This is a genomic window from Streptomyces spororaveus (assembly GCF_016755875.1).
GTDB lineage: Bacteria > Actinomycetota > Actinomycetes > Streptomycetales > Streptomycetaceae > Streptomyces > Streptomyces spororaveus.
In genome coordinates this window covers 7861189-7881911 of the sequence record NZ_BNED01000005.1, presented here as the reverse complement: position 1 = coordinate 7881911, position 20723 = coordinate 7861189, and the positions used below count along the sequence as shown (strand labels likewise).

The following is a 20723-nucleotide window of genomic DNA, read 5'->3' as shown; positions in this document are numbered from 1 at the left end:
GCGTGCCGAGTCGCGCTCCGGGCTCTTCCCGGGCTGCGCCAGCGAAATAGAAAGCCCCTGAAATGGCTACTAGCATAATCAGCTCAACCATGCACCGAAATGAGGATGTGCCATGGTAGAGGCCCGGATCACGGTCAACGGGAAAGAAACACCGATTTCACCGGCCGCACCGCACACCACGGTGCTGGATCTCCTGCGCGATCGAGGCCTGACCGGTACCAAGGAGGGCTGCGCGGAGGGTGAGTGCGGCGCCTGCTCGGTCCTGGTGGCCCGTCCCGGCGTGAACAAGCCCACCGACTGGGTGGCGGTCAACGCCTGTCTGGTGCCGGCCGCGGCGCTCGACGGCCAGGAGATCATCACCTCCGAAGGTCTCGCCGTGGTCGGCGAACCCGGTACGCGGCCCACGCTGCACCCGGTACAGGAGGAGATGGCGGTCCGCGGCGGTTCCCAATGCGGGTACTGCACCCCGGGGTTCATCTGCAGCATGGCCTCCGAGTACTACCGGCCCGACCGCTGCGCGCACGCCGGACCCGACACGGAAGCCGCCGAGGGCGGCGACCACGAGCACGGTCCGAACGGCTTCGATCTGCACTCGCTGAGCGGCAACCTGTGCCGCTGCACCGGCTACCGCCCGATCCGCGACGCCGCCTTCGCGGTCGGTGAGCCCACCGAGGACGACCCGCTGGCGCAGCGTCGCGAGCAGGACCCGCCCGCGCCGGTCGCCACCGAGTACACGCAGGACGGCGCCACGTTCCTGCGGAAGGACACCCTGGCCGAAACGCTGCAGCTGCTGCGCGAGCGGCCCGACGCGGTCGTGGTCGCCGGCTCCACCGACTACGGCGTCGAGGTGAACATCCGCTCCCGCCGGGCGGAATGCGTGGTCGCCATCGACCGGCTGCCCGAACTCCGGGAGCTGCGCGTCGAATCCGACCACATCGAGATCGGGGCGGCGGTCACGCTCACCGAGATCGAACGCCGCCTCGACGGCGATGTCCCGCTGCTGGCCGAGCTGTTCCCGCAGTTCGCCTCCCGACTCATCCGCAACAGCGGCACCCTCGGCGGCAACCTGGGTACCGGCTCCCCCATCGGTGACAGCCCGCCGGTGCTGCTCGCCCTGGAGGCGTCGCTGGTGCTCGCCGACGCCGACGGTGAGCGCGTCGTCCCGCTCGCGGAGTACTTCACCGGCTACCGGCAGAGCGTGCGCCGCCCCGATGAGCTGATCCGTGCGGTGCGCATCCCGCTGCCGCTGTCGCCGGTCACGGCCTTCCACAAGATCGCCAAGCGGCGCTTCGACGACATCTCCAGCGTGGCGATCGGATTCGCGCTCGACATCGAGGGCGGAATCGTCCGCAAGGCGCGCATCGGTCTGGGCGGCGTGGCCGCCACCCCGATCCGTGCCCTCGCCACCGAGGCCGCCCTGGAGGGCAAGCCGTGGTCGGCGGAGACGGTCGAGGCCGCGGCCCGGGTGCTGCGGGGTGAGGGCACGCCGATGAGCGATCACCGTGCCAGCTCCGTCTACCGTTCCGCGATGCTCGGCCAGAGCCTGCTGAAGCTGCACGCGCAAACCACCGAGGCGGTGTCTTCATGAGCCATTTGTCCGAGCGTCCCGAGAAGCCGGTGGTCGGCGTCTCCATGCCGCACGAGAGTGCCGTGCTGCACGTCACCGGCACCGCGCTCTACACCGATGACCTGGTGTACCGCACCAAGGACACGCTGCACGCCTACCCGGTCCAGGTCATGAAGACCCGCGGCCGGATCACCGCGCTGCGTACCGAGCCGGCGCTCGCCGTGCCCGGCGTGGTCCGCGTACTGACCGTCGCCGACGTACCCGGCGTCAACGACGCCGGCATGAAGCACGACGAGCCGCTGTTCCCCGACGAGGTCATGTTCCACGGCCACGCGGTCGCCTGGGTGCTCGGTGAGACCCTGGAAGCGGCCCGGCTCGGTGCGGCGGCCGTCGAGGTGGAACTCGACGAACTGCCCTCCGTCATCACGCTGAAGGAAGCGATCGCGGCCGAGAGCTTCCACGGTGCCCGGCCCCTGATGGTGACCGGCGACATCGACGCCGGCTTCGCCGACTCCGCGCACGTGTTCTCCGGCGAGTTCCAGTTCTCCGACCAGGAGCACTTCTACCTGGAGACGCACGCCGCGCTGGCCTACATCGACGAGGCCGAGCAGGTGTTCATCCAGAGCAGCACCCAGCACCCCTCGGAGACCCAGGAGATCGTCGCGCACGTCCTCGGTCTGCACAGTCACGAGGTGACCGTGCAGTGCCTGCGGATGGGCGGCGGCTTCGGCGGCAAGGAGATGCAGCCGCACGGCTTCGCGGCCATCGCCGCGCTCGGCGCCAAGCTGACCGGCCGGCCGGTCCGGGTGCGGCTCAACCGCACCCAGGACCTGACCATGTCCGGCAAGCGGCACGGGTTCCACGCCGACTGGAAGATCGGCTTCGACGCCGATGGCCGCATCCAGGCCCTGGACGCCACGCTGACCGCGGACGGCGGCTGGAGCCTGGACCTGTCCGAGCCGGTGTGCGCCCGCGCGCTGTGCCACATCGACAACACCTACTGGATTCCCAACGCGCGGGTCGCCGGTCGCATCGCCAAGACCAACAAGGTCTCCAACACGGCCTTCCGCGGCTTCGGCGGACCGCAGGGCATGCTGGTGATCGAGGACATCCTGGGCCGGGTCGCGCCGCTGCTCGGCCTGGACCCGATGGAGCTGCGCAAGCGCAACTTCTACCAGCCGGGCCTCGGCCAGGCGACGCCGTACGGCCAGCCGGTCCCGCAGGCCGAACGGATCGCCGCCGTCTGGCAGCAGGTCGAGGACAACGGCGGCATCGCCGACCGCAAGCGCGAGATCGCGGCCTTCAACGCCGCGCACCCGCACACCAAGCGGGCGCTGGCGATCACCGGCATCAAGTTCGGCATCTCGTTCAACCTCACGGCCTTCAACCAGGCCGGCGCCCTCGTGCTGATCTACAAGGACGGCTCCGTCCTGATCAACCACGGCGGTACCGAGATGGGCCAGGGCCTGCACACCAAGATGCTGCAGGTGGCCGCGACCACGCTGGGCATCCCGCTGCACAAGGTGCGGCTGGCTCCCACGCGGACCGACAAGGTGCCCAACACCTCCGCCACGGCCGCCAGTTCCGGGGCGGATCTCAACGGTGGTGCGGTGAAGAACGCCTGCGAGCAGCTGCGTACGCGGCTGCTGCAGGTGGCCGCCAGCCAGCTGGGTTCGAACGCCTCGGACGTGCGCATCGTCGACGGTGTCGCCCGTACGCTGGGCAGCGACAAGGAGCTGGCCTGGGACGACCTCGTGCACACCGCGTACTTCCAGCGCGTTCAGCTGTCGGCGTCCGGTTACTACCGGACCGAGGGTCTGCACTGGGACGCGAAGTCCTTCCGGGGCTCCCCGTTCAAGTACTTCTCCTACGGCGCCGCCGCGGCGGAGGTGGAGGTGGACGGCTTCACCGGCGCGTACCGCATCCGCCGGGTGGACATCGTGCACGACGTCGGCGACAGCCTGTCCCCGATGATCGACATCGGCCAGGTCGAGGGCGGGTTCGTGCAGGGCGCGGGCTGGCTGACGCTTGAGGACATGCGCTGGGACACCAGTGACGGGCCGAACCGCGGCCGGCTGCTCACCCAGGCCGCGAGCACCTACAAGCTGCCGAGCTTCTCGGAGATGCCCGCGGAGTTCAACGTCACGCTGATGGAGAACGCCACCGAAGAGGGCGCGGTGTACGGGTCCAAGGCGGTCGGTGAGCCTCCGCTGATGCTGGCGTTCTGCGTGCGCGAAGCGCTGCGGCAGGCCGCCGCGTCGTTCGGGCCCGCCGGGGTCAGCGTGGAACTCGCCGCCCCCGCGACGCCGGAGGCGGTCTACTGGGCGATCGAATCGGTCCGCGAGAAGGACGACCTGCCCAGCGGCAACGGCCACGTCCGCAACGGCAGCGGGATCCGTACCGACTCAAGCGCTTTGAGCAATGCCTGACATGACGTGGATCGCCGCGGTCACGCGGTTGCGAGCACGCCGGGAGCCCGGCGTGCTCGTGACCGTCGCGACCGTGCGCGGCCACGCGCCCCGTGGGGCCGGTGCCAAACTCGTTGTGGGACAGACCGAGACCTGGGGTTCGATCGGCGGCGGCAACATCGAGGCCGTCGCCATCGACCGGGCCCGACAGCTCAACGTCGAGCCCGATCCGGAGCCGGAACTGATGGAGTTCGCCCTCAACGACAAGGTCATCGGACCCCACGGTGTGCAGTGCTGCGGCGGCGCCGTCAGCCTGCTCCTGGAACCGCTGCCGGTGGTCCAGGCGGTGGCCGTCTTCGGCGTCGGGCACGTCGGACTGGAGCTGGCACGCATCCTGGCCCGCCACAACCTCGATCTGCACCTGATCGACACCCGCTCCGACATGCTCACCGACGAACGGCTCGGTGTGCTGGCGGACGCGGTGGCGCAGATCCACGTGCACCACACGCCGCTGCTTCCGGAGGAGGTGCTCACGCAGCTGCCGCCCGGCGCCCACGTCCTGATCATGACCCACGATCACGCCGAGGACGCCGCGCTGTGCGACGCCGCATTGCGCACGCCCGGTCTCGGCTCGATCGGATTGATCGGCTCGGCCGCCAAGTGGGTGCGGTTCCGCAAGCGCCTGGCCACCGAGGGCGGCCATGACGCGGCCACGATCGACCGGATCAAGACTCCGATCGGAATGACCGAGATCACCGGGAAGGAACCCGCCACGATCGCGGTGAGCGTCGCGGCGGACCTGCTCCGGACCTTCGAACAGGACCACCCGGGGGTGGCGCCGGACACGGCGGCCGAGGTGACCGAGACCCCCGAGGTCCGCGTACGTTCCGGTATCCGCTAGGGGGTGTCTCTTTCGGATCAGGCCCGGCCGGGCCTGATCCGCAGGAGACGGCCCCGCCGTCGTGCCCGCTCAGCGCTCGGGCGACGGGTCCCGCCACATCGGCCACAGGGTCGGCCCGCCGCCCGGGAGCCGGATCTCCCCGGTGACGCGGAAGCCCAGCTTCTCGTAGAAGGGGATGTTGGTGACGTTGCTGGACTCCAGATAGGCGGGCTGCCCGAGCCGGTCGCAGTCGGCCAGCTGCTGGACGAGCAGCGCGGACCCGACTCCCCTCCCCTGGAGCCCGCGGTCCGTCCCCACGGACGGCAGGTACCAGTGCGGCACCCGCGGGTGGGCCTCGTGCATGGCTTCCTGGACCTCCCCGGCCCGCGGCATCCCACGGAGGCCGAAGATGCCCGCGTACCCGGGAAGTGCCGCCAACTCCTGTACCGCGGAGGGCTTCCAGCGCCCGGGACCCGACCACAGCGCGGCCGCCAGAAGCCGCCCTTCGGCCGTCGCGGCGACCCGGACGGCGCCGGCGCGCGGCCGCTGCTGCCGCTGGGCCAGCCGGAAGTAGCGGGCGATCCCGCGCTCCCGGCCGGCGGCGGGAATCATCCATGCCATGACCGGGTCGTCGGCGAAGGCGCGGGCCAGGAGCGCGGCGACCGCCCCGGACTCGGCGGGCCGGGCCGGGCGGATCCCGTACCCGGCCAACGGCGCTGCTGGGCGTGTGCTCATGACGCCACGGTAGGCAGCGGGGCCGGGTCGGTCCCGCCCCGGGTCGACGGACACGCCGTACGGGCCACCCGCTCGACCCGTCAGGAGGTGCGCTTCAGGGTCCAGGTGTTGGGGTTGAAGCTGGGAACGGCGGAGTAACGGCAGCCACTGGAGTAGTAGGTGCTGGTGATGGTCCAGCCGGCGGGCGGCCACGTGGACGCGCAGGCGTTGACCTGGGTGCCGACCGGGTAGCCCCTGAGGTCCTTGATCTGCTTGGTGTTGGGATTGAAGCCGGAGCCGCACCCGCCGCTGTTCCACCACTGGGCGTCCACCCAGCCGTCCGGGGTGAGGGTGCTGGAACACATGGTGAGCGTGTCCCCGGGTGCCGCCGAGGCGGGGCTCACGGCGATGGTCAGGGCGGTGACGGCCATCGTGGCCAGGGCGGCGGCGTGACGGATGCGGATCACGAGACGTTCCTTCCTCGGTGCGGCAGGGGTCACCGCCGACCGTCGGCGGGCCTCACCAGGCACCGTGTCATTGCTATCCGACCGGTTCAGGTCGCAGAAAGTCACCTTTTGGGCATAACTCTGCGATGGTTTAGCGCCGCCACCTCTACCGCTGCCGCCGCCGACGACGTCCGCTCCGGAGGAGGCGCGGCTCAGCCGATCGGCTGCCGGGTCTCGGCCCGCACCTTGAGGGTCGTCTCGGCGGTCTTGGTGAGGTCGACGGACCCGGGCTTCTGCTGCGCGGTCTCCTCACCCACGACGGCGACCGTGGCACCGGTGTTCCCGTCAGCCCACGCGCACATCGGCAGAGAGCTGTCGACCCCGGCCCGCCGCACCGTCACCACCTGACAGGACAGGGTGACGTCGGAGCCGAGGGGCGTGATGTCCCGCGCGGCGACCGCCAGGGTCGCACCGTCGGCCTCCGCGGCCCCGCGCAGCATCTTCTTGCGGGCGCTCGCGGGGTCCTTGAACTGGCCGTACATCCCCGAGACGGCCAGGGCGCCCGCCTCCTGCGGAGACTCGGAGGCGTACTGTCCGACGACCGGCTTCGGGTTGCGGATCTTCGAGTCGGAGGTGCCCTTCAGCGCTTCCTTGCCCTCAGTGGCCGAAAGGTCCTGCACCAGCTGGTACTTGCCGTCCACCAGCGTCTTGGGAACGGTGAGCCGGTACTCGGCCTCGGGGAAGCCGGATCCGCTCACCCTGGCACCGACCGCGCCGACCGCGCCGAAGGCCACCACCGCTCCGGCGACGATCCCGATCACCATGCCCACCCGGTTCTTCCGCGGCGGCGTGCCCGTCGGGTACTGCCCCCACGCTCCCTGACCGGGGTACGGCTGGCCGGGGTACGGCTGGCCGGGGTACGGCTGGCCCTGGTACGGCTGGCCTTGATACGGCTGCTGGTGCGGGGGTTGTGCGGACTGCCCGTGTGGTGCGGCGTACGGCTGTCCACCGTACGGATGCGCGGACTGCGGGGGCCCGTACGGGCCGGGAGGTTGCTGGGGTGGCGGCGTGCTCATGCCCAAACGTTACGTCAGCTCCTCGCACGGCAGAATTCGGGCGGGTCCGGATCGTGCGGACGACTCCCGGGCCACACTCTCCCCGAGCCGGGTGGACGTGTGATCTGGGCCGGAACCCGCCCTGGAAAGTAGGATCAAGGAATGTCCGACACGACTGAAACCACACCCGGCTGGCTGACCAGTGACGAACTGGAAATGGCCAGGGCCCAGATGCCGATCCTGTACGTCGAGGCCGTCCCCGTACGCGTGGACGACACCGGCGAAGTCACCACCATCGGACTGCTCCTGCGCATCGGCGCGGACGGGGCGATGAGCCGGGCCCTGGTGTCCGGCCGTGTCATGCACCACGAGCGGATCCGTGACGCGCTGCTCCGCCACCTGGAGAAGGACCTGGGTCCCGTGGCCCTGCCCCGCATTCCCGCGTCCCTCCAGCCCTTCACGGTCGCCGAATACTTCCCCACGGCCGGCGTCACCCCCTACCACGACCCTCGCCAGCACGCGGTGTCACTCGCCTACATCGTGCCGGTGACGGGCGATTGCCGCCCCCGGCAGGACGCCCTGGACCTGGTCTGGTTCAGCCCGCAGGAAGCCCTCTCGGCAGCCGTGCAGGGCGAGATGCCCGGCGGTCACGCGGCGCTGCTGAAGCAGGCTCTCGCGCACGTGGGTTACACGTACTGAAGCAGCCGCGCACACCGCGCGACGCTCACGCCCGGCTCCGGTCGCCGCCGGCGCTCCTCGCGGCCGCGACCGCGACCGCGACCGGACCGGGCGTATGGACGGGGACCGATCGGACACGGCCCACTCGCCCCGGCGGACCTCCCCGGACTACGAGGTCTGCGTCGGGGCGAACTTCGTGAGGATCAGCAGGGTGTCGACGAGGTCCTCGGCGGGGGCGCCGGTCGCCAGGCGCCGCAACTGCTGCCCGAAGACCAGGGCGACGGCCACGCCGGCCAGGCGTTCGGGATCCGGGACCCCGAGTTGGGTCAGGATCCGGGCGGCCAGCAGATCGTAGGCGGCGAAGCACTCCGCCGCGGCGGCGCGCAGCCGTTCGTCGCGGCCGGCCTGGACGTACAGCTCGAACGGCGCGATGTGGCGGCTGTCGAAGGCATTGCCGCCCGCCACTTGCGCCACCACCTCGGCGGCCTGCCCGATGTCGAAGTGCTCGTCGGAGCATTCGTCGGCGAGCGCCGTGAAGTGCCGGGTCTCCTCGGCCACGAAGTGCAGCAGGCTCTCGCGCAGCAGCTCGTGCTGGGTCGCGAAGTGGTAGGTGACGGAACCGAGCGAGACTCCGGCCTCCTTCGCGATCCGACGGTTGGTGACGGCGGCGATGCCGTCCTGCCCGATGATCCGCAGTACGGCGTCGATGATGCTCTGGCGGGTGTCGGAAGCAGGGGACATGGCGTAATTCTGCCCCATCGGCCGACTCGGCCGCCCAGGTGGGGGCGGGGAGTTGGGGACGGCGGAGGTGTGGACAAGGAGCGGAGCCGTCCATACTGTTCGTTCGAACGAACAGTTGAGGACGTCGCCAGCCGCACGGGAGTGGTCGTGGACATATCCGGATCGAACGTTCTGCTCACCGGCGCCACCGGAGGCATCGGCGCCGCCCTGGCGGCGCGCATGACCGCGCAAGGTGCCCGCCTCACGGTCACCGGGCGGCGGGAGGAAGCCCTCAAGGCCACCGCCGACGCCTGTGGCGCCCGTACCGTGGTCGCCGATCTGGCCGTACGGTCCGACGTCGTACACCTCGCCGAGAGCTGCGCGGAGGCGGACATCCTCGTCGCGAACGCCGCCCTGCCCGCCAGCGGCGACCTGCTGGACTACGCCGAGGATCAGCTCGACCGCGCCCTCGACGTCAACCTTCGCGCGCCCGTCCTGCTGTCCCGGCTGCTCGCGGAGCACATGGTGGCCCGGGGCCGCGGCCACATCGTGCTGGTCGGCTCCCTCTCCGGCAAGGCGGCGACCAAGTCGACGTCCCTGTACAACGCGACGAAGTTCGGGCTGCGCGGATTCGCGCTCGCGCTGCGCCAGGAGCTCAGAGGTACGGGGGTGGGGGTTTCCCTGGTCCAGCCCGGCTTCGTCCGTGACGCCGGGATGTTCGCGGCCACCGGTGCCACCCCGCCGAACGGCATCAGGACCGTCACGCCCGGCCAGGTCGCCGACGGCGTCGTACGGGCCGTCCGCCGTGACCGGTGCGAGGTCAACGTCGCACCGCTGGAGCTGCGGCTGCTGAGCGCCATCGCCGGCCAGTTCCCCGGGTTCGCCGAGCGCGTCCAGGCGCGTACGGACGTCGACGGCTCCGTGCGACAGATCGTCGAGGCGCAGCGCTCACGCCGCTAGGCCGGTCACACCCTCGCGCCCTCGCACCAGCACGCACGCCTTCCAAGCCACCCACGTGAACGGAGAGCACGGCTGTGCCGAGTGAACGTCCACCGAGCGATGCACCCGACCCCTGCCCCTCCCCCGGTTACGGCCCCGCCCCCGGCTCCGGCCCGCGTGTCGAGCGCCGGTCCCTGCTCCGATTAGGAGCCCTGCTGGCCGCGGGCGGAGCCGCCGCGCTGGTTCCCGCACCGATCGCGCACGCCGCGACAAGGGGGCAGGGCACCGACACCGTGACCACCACCTACCGCGGCCGCTCCCCCTACGGCAACGACCAGTGGGCGTACGTCCCCTTCGACGTCCCCGCCGGAGTCCAGCGGATCTCCGTCGCCACGACCCACGATGCGGCGGCCGGGATCCTGGACCTCGGCGTCTTCGGCCCGTCCGGCTTCCGCGGCTGGTCGGGCGGCGCACGGTCCGGTTTCACCCTGTCCGCGGCGGACGCCACTCCCGGCTACGTACCCGGGCCCGTCGAGCCCGGCGCCTGGTCCGTCATCCTGGGGCCGATGGTGGGCAGCACCGGCGGTATGGCATGGCAGGTCGACGTGACCTTGCACCACGGCGACCCGCTGCCCCGGACCCCGTACGACATCCTGCCCGCGTCGGTGCCGGGGCAGGGGCCCGGCTGGTACCGGGGCGACCTGCACCTGCACAGCGTCCACTCCGACGGGCAGCGCACGGTGGACGAGATCGTCACGGCCGCCCGCCGGGAAGGGCTGCACTTCATCGCCACCTCGGACCACAACACCAGCTCCACCGGCGTGACCTGGCGCGGCAACGTCCCGGGAGACCTGCTGGTCGTCAACGCCGAGGAGGTCACCACCCGCCACGGCCACTGGCTGGCCGTCGGCCTGCCGCAGGGCGAGTGGGTGGACTGGCGCTACGGCCCCGCGAACCAGGGGGCCTTCGAGAGTCAGGCCCGGCGCGTGCACAGCCTGGGCGGACTGACGATCGCCGCCCACCCGCTCACCCCGGCGGCGGGATCCTTCTGGGAATTCGGCCTCGACCGCGTGGACGCACTGGAGGTGTGGAACGGGCCGTGGACTCTGGACGACGCCGCCAACATCGCCGCCTGGCACGTCATGCTCTGCCTCGGCAAACGGGTCGCCGCCGTCGGCAACAGCGACGCGCACAGCCCCTCGGACGCCGTCGGCCGGCCCCACAACGTCGTCTACGCCTCCAGCCTGTCGACGTCGGCCGTACTGGACGCCCTCCGCCAGGGCCGTTCGTACGCGGTCGAATCCGCGGCCGTGACCCTGGACTTCACCGCCCGCACCGGCGGAGCGGTCGCGGGACCCGGCCAGGAACTGCCCCTGTCGTTCTTCGACGCCGTCGACGTGACCTTGAACGTGACGGGCGCCCCGGACACCATCGCCACCCTGTACACCGAGTGGGGCATCATGGCCGCCACCTGCATCGACGCCGGCGGCAAGGGGCAGCTGCGCTGGCGCGGCTGGGGCAAGGCCTCCATGTTCGCCCGGGCCGAGGTGCGCCGGCTCAAGCCCGCCTCCACCACGCTGGACCAACTGGTGGCCATCACCAACCCGGTGTGGTTCTACTCCGCCCAACTGCCCCCGTACGACGTCGAGCGGCGGGTGCTCTTCCACACCGAGCGCCGGCCCGACGGATCGTGGAGCGCAATGCGTCCGCTGCCGGGTCCCGCCGGATCCGGGTCCGGCTCCGGGTCCGGGTCCGGATCGTTCGCGGGGGTACAGAGCGCCGTGGCCGGTATGCCGGACGGCTCGGTCGTGATGCTGGGCATCGCGCCCGACAACGGCCTGTGGCTGACCGCCGTACGGGGTTCGGCCGCACCGCAGCCCTGGCAGCGCCTCGCGGGACCGGACAGCGCGAACGGATTCACCGTACGGGAGGCGGACATCGCGGCCTTCCCCGACGGCACCTGCCAGATCGTGGCGACGGCCATGGACGGCACCACGATCTGGCAGCAGCGCCGCGCCGACGGCGGGCTGACCGGGTTCCGGGCCCTGCCCGGCCTCACCGCGAAGAGCGGCTGGGGCGCCACGAAGGTGTCGATCGCCGCCATGCCCGACGGGTCGGCCCACCTGCTCAGTTACGGCACGGACGGTGCCATGTACCACTGTGTGCGCGGGCGGGACGGCGTATGGACGGCCTGGGGCCGCATGGCCGGTTACGGCGGTGCCCCCGCGTTCTCCGGTCCGGCCCTGGCGATCACCGGGATGCCCGACGGGTCCGCCCAGGTCCTCGCGATCGGGCTCGACGGGATGGTGTACCACCAGTCGCGGCGGACGGACGGCTCGTGGACCGGCTTCCGGCCCCCGCGCGGCGTCAGCACGGCGACCATGGGGGCCAGCGCCATCGGCATCGCCGGGACACCGGACGGCTCGGCCCAGGTCGTGGCGGTGGGGCTCGACGGACGGCTCTGGCACAACGTCCGGCTGCCGGACGGCTCCTGGACCCCCTTCTCGCAGATACCCGGCCCGAACGGGAGGGACCCCTTCCCCGCGGGGCAGGTCCGCATCACCGCCCTGCGTGACGGCTCCACGCACCTGGCGGCCATCAGCGCCGGTTAGATGTACCGGCCCGGGTGACCGGTGGACACGACGGTCCACCGGTCACCGGGCACCGGCCCGCCCCGCCCGCACCTCGCGTCGTCACCCCTGCCGCAGGCTCGTGACCAGCTCGGTCGGCAGCCCATGGGTGTCGTGGAGGTAGTGGAAGTCCTCCCGGGTCAGCGGGCCTCGGAACCGGGGCCGGGCGAGCACCTGTCGCCCGCGCTCCAGGAGCCGGCGGAACCGGCGCTCCTCCTCCGACAGGACCCTCAGCACGTCGCCCGGGTCCATGTCCTGCCGGAAGTGGTCCAGGGTGTGCCGTACCAGCTCGCTCGGCAGGTCCCCGATGCCGCGCGAGGGGTCGTCCCGCCACAGCACGGTGAGCATCCGGCGCACCAGGCGTCGCAGTACGTAGCCCTGGCCGGTGTTGGCCGGGCGCACGCCGTCGCCGAGTACCACGACGGCCGAGCGCAGGTGGTCGCAGACCACGCGCAGCGACCGTTCGTCCAGGGGCCACAGGACCGGTACGAGGCTGCGCCAGGGATCGAACACGTCGCACTCGAACACGGACGGCTTGCCCTGAAGCAGGGAGGCGAGCCGCTCCAGGCCGAGGCCGGTGTCCACGTTGCGCTGGGGAAGGGGTACCAGGGAACCGTCTTCGAGCCGGCGGTGGGTCATCGTCACGTGGTTCCACACCTCCACCCAGCGGTCGTCGCGGGTGGGCGTCGACTCGGGCGGGCCGTCCCCGCTCCACAGGAAGATCTCCGAGTCGGGGCCGCACGGTCCGACGGGTCCGTTCGACCACCAGTTGTCCTCCACGGTGAGTTCGACGGGAACCCCGCGGCTCTGCCAGAGCTCCAGGGAAGCCGTGTCCGGCCCGGTCCGGTCGTCGCCGGCGTGCACGGTGGCGTGCAGCCGGCCCGGATCCACGCCCAGCCCCTCGGTGAGGAGCCCGTATCCCCAGTCGAGACTGAGCGGGCCGTCATAGTCACCCAGCGACCACGTGCCGAGCATCTCGAAGACCGTCAGGTGGGTGGCGTCGCCGACCTCCTCCAGGTCCGTGGTGCGCAGGCATCGCTGGACGTTGACCAGCCGCCTGCCCAGCGGGTGGGGGCGGCCCTCCAGGTACGGAGTGAGGGGATGCATGCCGGAGGTGGTGAAGAGCACGGGGTCGCCGGGCGGTGGCAGCAGCGTCGAGCCGACGATACGGCGATGCCCGCGCTCCTCGAAGTACTCGACGAACGTGCTGAGCAGGTTCTCGGTTTTCATGGGGTGACTCCTTCGCATGACAGCGGGAGAGGCACCGGAGAACGGAACCGTTCAGTCTCCGACCGGTGGCGGGAACGCCACGGCACAACCGACGGACCGTTGTCCGGTCGCCGGGGAGAGGGGGAAGGTCAGGCGGCGGCAACCGGCGAGCTGGTCGCTCGCGCGGTCGCGGTGGTGCTGAGGCCGGTGACGTTCATGCGGCCAACCATAACGCGGGCCTGTCGCCGTCGCTCATGAATTTCGCGTCGGTGGCGGGACTACTCCGTCGTGGTCTCCTTCACCACCCACGCCAGGTACTCCTGCGAGGCCGCGCCGGCCGGGAGCACGATCCACTGCGGCACCCCGTACGGGTGCCGCTCGTGCACCCACGCCTCCAGCTCGGCGACCTTCTCCGTGCTGGTGTTGAAGGAGACCCGGTACTCGCGCTCGTGCTGCACGGCGTCCTTCCACCAGTAGAAGGAGGTCATCCGCGCGTCGACGTGCACGCCGGCCGCCAGCCGGGCCTCCACGGCGGCGCGGGCCATCTCGTACGCCTTCGTCTCGTCGTCCATGGTCGTCTGGGCGATCACTATGCCGGCCATGCCGGTCCTCCTGGGTCGGGTTCAGCCACGTCGCCCACGGCCGGCACCCGCCCGCCGCGGTACGGATATCGTGCGGCATCAGGGAACCGGTTCGGGGAGGGACTGTGGCATTGCTCGATCAACTGCCCGCTCTGATAGGCGTCGTTGTCGGTTCGCTCGGCTCCTACGCCGTGCAGACCCTGACCGAGCGCCGGCGGTGGAGGCGGCAGCGGGAGGAGCGGTGGGACGAGAAGCGCTTCGAGACGTACGGCCGTTACGCCAACGCCCTCAAGGCACAGCTACGCGTCGCCCAGCGCATCGGCGCCTCCCTCGGATTCGCGGACGTGGCGGATCCCTTGGCGCCGGCCGAGGGGCTGCCCCTGCTCGCCGAGGCGGAGTCCCACCGGGCCACGGAGTGGGAGTCCGTCCTGCTCGTCGGGGACGCGGCGACGATCGCGGCGGCGCGGCACTGGCACGAGACGGTCTGGACCGTCGAGCTGCTCGTACGGGAGGGTTCGGTCGACGGCGAGCGGTGGACCAAGGCGCACCGGCTCGTGAGTGCGGCGCGTGACGCCTTCTACGAGAGCGCGCGGCGCGACCTCGGGATAGCGGGAGCTCCACCGCCGTCGGGGCAGTGGCCACGGCAGTGGCGGGCGGAGCTCTCCGGGTAGGTACGAGGTGCCCTCCTGAGGCCTGCCGCCTCGGGGGCCTGCCGCCTCGGGGGCCTGCCGCCTCGGGGGCCTGCCGCCTCGGCCCGTCAGGCACGTTCGAGCATCCGGCGGCGCAGGGTGTCGTAGACGGGTTCGCTCCCCAGCCGGTCCGCGGTCACGGTCGCGGCGAAGCACGCGATCAGCAACGGCAGCAGGAGCGCCTCGGCGCCTGTCATCTCCACGACCAGGACGGCGCCCGTGAGGGGTGCCCGTACGACGCCCGTGAACACCCCGGCCATCCCCACCACCGCGAACGCGGCCGCGCCCGTGCCCATGCCCGCCGAGCCGGCCGGGAGCAGCGGGGCGGCGAGCGCGTGCGTGAGCGTCCCCCACAGGGCACCCAGGGCCAGCAGTGGGGCGAACAGCCCGCCGGGGGTCGCGGCGGCGTAGCTCAGCGGCCCGGCCACGCACCGGACGGCGAGGCAGAGAACCAACGCCCCCACCGTCAGGGTGCCGCCCGTCAGCAGGCGCTCGCTCAGCTGGTCACCGCCGCCCGTGAGGAGCGGGTCGAAGGCCATCAGTGCGCCGACCCCGGCCCCGATGACGGCGGCACGGGCGACCAGCGGCACCCGGGTCAGCCGGTCGCACACCTCCAGGGTCCGTACGACCAGAGCGCTGTAAGCGGCGCCGAGCGCCCCGGCCGTCACTCCGGACAGCAGGAAGACCGGCAGCGTCCCCAGCGGTGGGGCGGGGAGGGCCGCCAGCGGCAGGACGAGGCCGTCACCCACGAGGAGTCGGGAGGTGGCCACCGCCGTGACGGTGCCGACGAGGGTCAGGAGCACCAGACGCGGCCGGACGGTGCCGGTCACTTCCTCGCAGACGAACAGCAGCCCGCCCAGCGGAGCGCTGAACGCCACCGCCAGACCCGCGCCGCCGAGCGCGGTGTGCAGCATGCGGGCATCGTCGGCGTCAGAAGCCTTCTCGGCGTACTCGGCGTCCAGGCCGCCGCGCCGACCCGCCGCGGACCCGATCGCGGCGCCCATGTGGACGATCGGACCCTCCCTTCCGAGAACCAGGCCCGAGCCGATGGCGATGAGGCCGCCCACGAATTTCGCGGGCACCAGCCAGGCCGTACGGGCCTCGGCCTCCTGCCGCCACACGGCTTCCACGTGCTGGATCCCACTCCCGGCGGCGTGCGGGACCCGCTGGGCGATCGCGCAGGCCACCGCGGCGCCCAGTGCGGTCAGGGCAACGGGAATCAGCCGGCCCGCCGGCCCCAGCGCGGCGGCCGTCTCCAGAACGGAACCGCGCAGCGCGTCGGCGTGCGCCAGGCACCACCGGAAGGCGCCGCCGACCAGCCCGACCAGGCAGCCCGCCACCGCCGCGATCCCGAAGGCGCGGAGGCGGCCGGATCTCCCCCGACCGGACCGGGCACCGCGCGGGGTCTCCTTCATGACCCGACCGGCCGAATCCGACGCTTCCTAGTGCTGGGGCAGGTAGGTCTTGGCATCCTCGTACGTCCCCTCGCCGGGCGCGGCGGCCACGGAGTAGAACAGGTTCAGGACGCCGGTCCGGAAGGTCTCGGCGGACAGCAGCTCCAGCGGGACCGACGGGGTGCCCTCCTCGAACAGGCGCATGCCGGTGCGTACGGCGATCGGGTGCAGCAGGAGGTTCAGCTCGTCCAGGAGCCCGGCGGCGACCAAGCGGCGTACGACGGAGACCGAGCCGCTGATCCAGACGGGGGCATCGGTGTCCGGCTCGTCCTTCAGCGCGGCGACCGCCGTAGTGAGGTCACCGGCGAGCTGTTCGGAGTTCCGCCAGGTGAAGTCGAGCGGGCTGTTCGACACCACGATCTTGCGGGCGTCACCGAGCACCTTGGCGAACGGGGCGTCCTCCCCGCCGGCCGCTTCCCGCTCCGGCCAGGCGCCCGCGAAACTGTCGTAGGTCCTGCGGCCGAGCAGCAGGGTGTCGGCCTCGCCGAGGGTCGCGTCGACGGCCGCCCCCATCTCCTCGTTGAAGTAGGGGAAGTGCCACTGATCGGGCGCCTCGACGACGCCGTCGAGCGAAATGAACAGCTGCGCCTTGATCTTCCTCATACCGGTCTCCGGGAACTGGTGGGCGTCCGTCCGCGTACGGCCCCATCCAAAGGCACACGACGGCCGGACGCCTCCCGACTCCCCGGACCGTACGGAAGCCAGGCCAGAACTGACCAGTTGACCAGTTGACAGAGGGTGGCGCGCCGGGGCCGCACGGCCGGCCGGTCTCGCTGTCGGGGCTCTGTGTCATTATGCGGACGCTCCCCAGGGGAGTGGGCGCGATCGTTCAATGACCAGGGGGTTCAGGATGGGAGCGGGTACGGAGCCTGACGGCTCGTCACGGTCCGACGAGGAGTGGGAGCGGTTTCTGCGCGAGTCGATGGCGGGGGCCTCCGACGCGCCCAAGGAGCCTTCGGCGCGCGCCCGCGAGGTGGCGAAGCGGCTGCGTGACGAGCCCGGCCGCGGCGCGGAGGGCTGGCGTACCCACACGCCCGCGCGGCCCAAGCGGCGCACGGGCTGGTACGCGGCCGGTCTGCTGGCCGCGCTGGTGCTGCTGGTGGTGACGTTCGCGCCGGGGCGAGTGGTGGACCTGTTCGCCGGCGACGGCCCCGACTCCCCGCCGTCGGCGGCCGAGACCGCCCGCCCGACCAAGGCGCCCCCGGCGGAGGCGGCCCTGCGCCCCACCAAGGACGAGCCGTTCCGCGGCTCGCCTGCGGAGGGCTGGGCGAGCGGCGCGGCGGGGATCACCGTGCCGGAGGCCAGGGCGGTCGGCTGGATGAGCGCGGCCGAGGTCGAGCAGGCCCTCGCCCGCAGCCGGGACTTCCTCGTCGCGTCCGGCGTGGAGAGCGGGGTGCTGCGGGGCGAGCGCCCGGAGAATGCGATCGCACTGATCAACCCGCAGCAGAAGGACATGCAGGCCCTTCTGAGCACCGCGTTCCAGAGCCCGAGCGAGAAGAACGACCCGCTGCTCCTCTTCAGCCGCTTCCAGCCCTCCCGTACCCACCTCGTCGGCGACGTCGTGAAGACCCGGGGCCGGCTCGAATACCGCGAGGGCGAGCGGGGAGCGCTCCAGGTGACCGCCGACGTCACCTTCGTCTACCCGGTCACCCGCGCGGGCGGCGACGACGACGAGATCGTGCGCACCATCGTCCGGCGCGAGCTGGTCCTGAGCTGGGACGACCCCGACAAGGTACTCACCGCGCCGGGCACGTTCTCGATGATCTCGTACAAGAGCCACATGACCAACGCCGGCTGCGGCGCCACCACGGGGTACTTCGACCCGCCCTTCGGCTCGGACCGCCAGGCCGACGCGGCCGGGACGGAGATCGACCCGTACGACCGCACCGCGCCGGTCGGGCAGGGCGGGTCCGCCGGGGACGAGTGCGGGAAGGCGACGCGGTCCTAGAAGGCAAGACAACTCCTAGAGGCAGGGCCGTTGTAGGCCGGTGACAGATCGGCGGTGCAGGGTGGCCGGAGGTACGACCTCTCCCGTCGTACCTCCGCCCCGTGTACCGCCGTGCCAGGAGCCGCCCTCGTGAACGCTGACTCCGTGCTGCCCCGCCCGCGCCTGCCCGGCCCCGGAGCGCCTCGCGCCGACCCACCGCTCCCGACGGGGCGCGGGCGCCGGAACTCCGCCTGGCACAGCGCGGTGGGCGCCCTTCACGGCGTCGGCGCGGTCACCACCGTTCTGCTGCTGCTCGCGGCCATCGGGGCGGTGATCGGCGAACCGGTGCTCATACCGTCCCTCGCCGCCAGTGCCGGAGTCCTCCACAGCACTCCCACCCTGCCCGTGGCGCAGCCCCGGAGTGTCGTCGTCGCGCACCTCCTGGGCGCGGGAGCCGGTTACCTGGTCCTCGCGCTGTCGCAGAGCAGCGGACCCTGGAGCGCGGCGCTGGCCGGGGGGCTGACGTTCGCCGCCACCACCCTCGCCCGGACTCCGCACTCCCCCGCCTGCGCCACCGCCGTGGTCGTCGTGCTGCAGACCCCGGCGGCGGCCCGGTTCGTCCCCCTGCTGCTCGGCGCGACCGTGGTCCTCGTCCTCGGCGGTTTCGCCGCGTCCCGCGTACGCCGGGGAGCGGCCCGGTACCCCGTCCGCTGGTGGTAGCGGCGCAGAGCCCGTCCGCGCCGCGCCCTGCGGTCAGGTCCCGTGCCGCGTGATGACCGCGTAGGCGAACGTCTCGCCCGCGCGCGGCGCCCGGGTCCAGGACCGGGTGGTGAGGGTGTGGAGCCTGCCCCGGGTCAGCGCGAAACGGGGAAGCGAGAGTCCGAGTTCGGCGTGGAGGGCCTCCAACACCCGCAGTTCGTTGACCGGCGCGGGGTCTTCCGGGCGGAACAGCCGTGCGGGGTCGAGGGCTTCGGGTATCGCGCCGGTGCTCCGGATCTCAGTACCGCGGACCGTGAACGCGTAGAGCTCCTCGCCCCGTTCGGCCACCGACAGGTGGAACGTGTCCGGGTGTTCGCCCGGGTACGAGCGCCTCGGGTCCCGCCAGACGACCACCGCGCGGCCGGCCGGGGAGGCCGCCTGGGCCGGGGACAGGAACAGGTGGTTCAGGTGCGGCGAGTCGCCGTCGAAGGCGAAGGCCCACCCGTCGCCGGCGCGGCCGACGGCGACCACGGCCCGGTCCTCCCAGGGCTCCGCTCCCCCGCGCCCGCGTCCGTCACGCGCGTAGGGCCCGGACCCGCGCCGGGCGGCGTGCCGGTCCGTGGGCCCGGTCAGTTCGGCGCCTTCGTCACCGATCAGGGCGGGCAGGCGGGCGGGGTCGATCCCTTCGACCCAGATGCAGCGGTATCCGTCGAGCGGACGGCGGTTCGGCGCGGGCTCGGGCTCCGTCAGCCAGGCGAGGCCCGGCGGGTCGAGATCAGGGACCCGCCCGGAGACGGGCGGCCGATCGGGAACGGGAACCCGCTCGGGAGCCGGGCCGTTCCGCCCGGCCCTCGGCGTCGCGAGGACTTCCCGCCCCCGCTCCGGGGTGATCAGCGGGCCCAGCAGCGGATCGGCGAGCAGACCGATCGGGGCGATCAGTTCGGGTCCGGGAGCCTCCCACAGCCCCACCGCGTCCCGCAGGATCCGCCACGCGGCGTCGGTGGCCCCCCAGCGGGCCGACTCCCGGGCCGCGTCGACGGCTCGGCCCCACGGACCCGGGGGTGCGTAGCGATGGGTGCCGTCCCGCAGCGCGCCCAGTACGGCTTCGGCCGTCTCCCGGGGGACCCCGCGGGCGGCCATCATCCCGAGCCAGTGGCCGTCCCCGCCGGTCCGCCATTCCTCGCGCGCCGGTGCCATGGCCTGCACGGGAAGGACCTCTGGCAGGTAGCGCGGGTCGGCCGCCAGGAGGCCGTAGTCCCGGGTGCCGTCCGGGGCGAGCATCTGCCGGAGCTGGAACAGCAGGACGGCGCACCCGGGCCGTGCGAACGACGCCGCCTCCTCCAGCAGGGGCAGGGCCTCCTCGTACTGTCCGAGCAGGACCAGCCGACGGGCCTGCGCCACACGGGCGTCCTGGGCTCGCGTGGTCGCGTTCTCGAAGTCCGGCCTCTCCACCCGGTCGGAGTGGAAGCCGCGGTACATGGCCTCCATGTAGGCACGGAACGAGGGGTACCGGTCCGGCAGTTCACCGCTCCAGCCCTTGTAGACGTAGAGCGCCCACTCCCCGTCCCGGTCGGTGTCGCCCGGGTCGAGCAGGGCGTACGTGATGTCGGAGTCCGTCTCCAGCCGCAGAGCCCGTTGCCACATGCCGGCCAGCAGGATCTCCGCCTCGCTGGACCTGTCGTCCAGTTGTTCCTCGTACAGCGGGGTCATGTCGAACGGATCCTGGAACCAGTCGATGTCCGCGGCGCCGCCGAGCTGATAGACGCCGGCCGTCTGGTCCACGTGCCAGCCGTCGCTCACGGCCAGGAACGCCCGGTACGAGGGCGGCAGGCGCCGCCCCAGCCGCTCCTCGGCCGCCGCGATCGCCGCCTCGTCGGCCCCCTGCCGCCCCGGGCGGACGAGAGCCTCCCCGCTGTCCTCGCCCGCACGCGGAACCCACTCCTCGTCCCACCGTCCGAGGAACGCCTGCCAGTTGAAGAATTCGCCGCTCATGCCCGGATGGTCTCACCCGGCACCGACAACGCCTCCGGCTTGGCGAGTGCCGTGTCCGAGGGCCGGCTGATCGTCCCCGTACGCAACGTCGAACGCGCGGCGGGCGGCGTAGCGGATGCGGCGGTACCGGGTGTC

General features: G+C 72.2%; 18 protein-coding genes. 9 read left to right on the top strand and 9 right to left on the bottom strand.

Annotated features, from left to right (window positions below; all coding sequences use genetic code 11):
• Positions 1 to 112: 112 nt before the first annotated feature.
• Genes Sspor_RS38000 through xdhC form a run of 3 tightly spaced genes read left to right on the top strand, consistent with a single transcriptional unit; the run spans position 113 to position 4876 of the window.
• Positions 113 to 1588, top strand: a complete 1476-nt coding sequence (locus Sspor_RS38000; protein WP_202203178.1) for a xanthine dehydrogenase small subunit — start codon at positions 113 to 115, stop codon at positions 1586 to 1588.
• Positions 1585 to 3996, top strand: a complete 2412-nt coding sequence (gene xdhB / locus Sspor_RS37995; protein ID WP_202203177.1) for a xanthine dehydrogenase molybdopterin binding subunit — start codon at positions 1585 to 1587, stop codon at positions 3994 to 3996. Before Sspor_RS38000 ends, xdhB begins: the two co-directional genes overlap by 4 nt.
• A gap of 1 nt (position 3997) precedes the next feature.
• A complete protein-coding gene (gene xdhC, locus Sspor_RS37990) occupies positions 3998 to 4876 on the top strand; it encodes a xanthine dehydrogenase accessory protein XdhC (RefSeq protein ID WP_202203176.1) in 879 nt (292 codons plus the stop codon).
• 69 nt (positions 4877 to 4945) lie between these two features.
• On the opposite strand, the gene Sspor_RS37985 is transcribed toward xdhC, so the two are convergent.
• The 3 genes from Sspor_RS37985 to Sspor_RS37975 form a co-directional block, all read right to left on the bottom strand.
• The gene (locus Sspor_RS37985; protein ID WP_202203175.1) at positions 4946 to 5590 is read right to left on the bottom strand and encodes a GNAT family N-acetyltransferase; all 645 of its coding nucleotides are present in this window, start codon (positions 5588 to 5590) and stop codon (positions 4946 to 4948) included.
• Between the two features lie 80 nt (positions 5591 to 5670).
• Entirely contained in the window at positions 5671 to 6036 is a 366-nt protein-coding gene (locus Sspor_RS37980) for a hypothetical protein (protein ID WP_202203174.1), read from the bottom strand.
• A gap of 191 nt (positions 6037 to 6227) precedes the next feature.
• Entirely contained in the window at positions 6228 to 7091 is an 864-nt protein-coding gene (locus Sspor_RS37975; RefSeq protein ID WP_202203173.1) for a hypothetical protein, read from the bottom strand.
• Positions 7092 to 7232: 141 nt separating this feature from the next.
• Between Sspor_RS37975 and Sspor_RS37970 the strand changes: the two genes are divergently transcribed.
• Positions 7233 to 7769, top strand: coding sequence for an NUDIX hydrolase family protein (locus Sspor_RS37970; protein WP_202203172.1), 537 nt, complete (start codon positions 7233 to 7235; stop codon positions 7767 to 7769).
• A gap of 147 nt (positions 7770 to 7916) precedes the next feature.
• Here Sspor_RS37970 and Sspor_RS37965 read toward each other — a convergent pair whose 3' ends face one another.
• Positions 7917 to 8489 (bottom strand): TetR/AcrR family transcriptional regulator, encoded by a 573-nt coding sequence (locus Sspor_RS37965; protein WP_202203171.1) that lies wholly within the window; start codon positions 8487 to 8489, stop codon positions 7917 to 7919.
• Positions 8490 to 8636: 147 nt separating this feature from the next.
• Here Sspor_RS37965 and Sspor_RS37960 point away from each other — a divergent pair, with 147 nt between their 5' ends.
• A complete protein-coding gene (locus tag Sspor_RS37960) occupies positions 8637 to 9428 on the top strand; it encodes an SDR family NAD(P)-dependent oxidoreductase (RefSeq protein WP_202203170.1) in 792 nt (263 codons plus the stop codon).
• Positions 9429 to 9502: 74 nt separating this feature from the next.
• A complete protein-coding gene (locus Sspor_RS37955) occupies positions 9503 to 12019 on the top strand; it encodes a CehA/McbA family metallohydrolase (RefSeq protein WP_202203169.1) in 2517 nt (838 codons plus the stop codon).
• 81 nt (positions 12020 to 12100) lie between these two features.
• Here Sspor_RS37955 and Sspor_RS37950 read toward each other — a convergent pair whose 3' ends face one another.
• Positions 12101 to 13267: an alanine--tRNA ligase-related protein gene (locus Sspor_RS37950; RefSeq protein ID WP_202203168.1), complete on the bottom strand. Its 1167-nt coding sequence runs from the start codon at positions 13265 to 13267 to the stop codon at positions 12101 to 12103.
• A gap of 257 nt (positions 13268 to 13524) precedes the next feature.
• Entirely contained in the window at positions 13525 to 13848 is a 324-nt protein-coding gene (cutA, locus tag Sspor_RS37945; RefSeq protein ID WP_202203167.1) for a divalent-cation tolerance protein CutA, read from the bottom strand.
• A 104-nt stretch (positions 13849 to 13952) separates the two neighbouring features.
• Here cutA and Sspor_RS37940 point away from each other — a divergent pair, with 104 nt between their 5' ends.
• A complete protein-coding gene (locus tag Sspor_RS37940; protein ID WP_237404208.1) occupies positions 13953 to 14498 on the top strand; it encodes a hypothetical protein in 546 nt (181 codons plus the stop codon).
• Between the two features lie 86 nt (positions 14499 to 14584).
• Here the strand turns inward: Sspor_RS37940 and Sspor_RS37935 are convergent, their stop codons facing one another.
• Together Sspor_RS37935 and Sspor_RS37930 are read right to left on the bottom strand one after the other, a co-directional pair.
• Positions 14585 to 15931, bottom strand: a complete 1347-nt coding sequence (locus Sspor_RS37935) for a ClC family H(+)/Cl(-) exchange transporter (protein ID WP_202203166.1) — start codon at positions 15929 to 15931, stop codon at positions 14585 to 14587.
• 27 nt (positions 15932 to 15958) lie between these two features.
• Positions 15959 to 16573: a dihydrofolate reductase family protein gene (locus Sspor_RS37930; RefSeq protein WP_202203165.1), complete on the bottom strand. Its 615-nt coding sequence runs from the start codon at positions 16571 to 16573 to the stop codon at positions 15959 to 15961.
• A gap of 247 nt (positions 16574 to 16820) precedes the next feature.
• Here Sspor_RS37930 and Sspor_RS37925 point away from each other — a divergent pair, with 247 nt between their 5' ends.
• Positions 16821 to 17918: a hypothetical protein gene (locus Sspor_RS37925; RefSeq protein ID WP_202203164.1), complete on the top strand. Its 1098-nt coding sequence runs from the start codon at positions 16821 to 16823 to the stop codon at positions 17916 to 17918.
• Between the two features lie 129 nt (positions 17919 to 18047).
• Positions 18048 to 18617, top strand: a complete 570-nt coding sequence (locus tag Sspor_RS37920; RefSeq protein WP_237404207.1) for an HPP family protein — start codon at positions 18048 to 18050, stop codon at positions 18615 to 18617.
• Between the two features lie 33 nt (positions 18618 to 18650).
• Here the strand turns inward: Sspor_RS37920 and Sspor_RS37915 are convergent, their stop codons facing one another.
• Positions 18651 to 20588 carry an SMI1/KNR4 family protein gene (locus Sspor_RS37915; protein ID WP_202203163.1) on the bottom strand — a complete coding sequence of 646 codons (1938 nt, stop codon included), beginning with the start codon at positions 20586 to 20588 and terminating at the stop codon, positions 18651 to 18653.
• Positions 20589 to 20723: the final 135 nt, after the last annotated feature.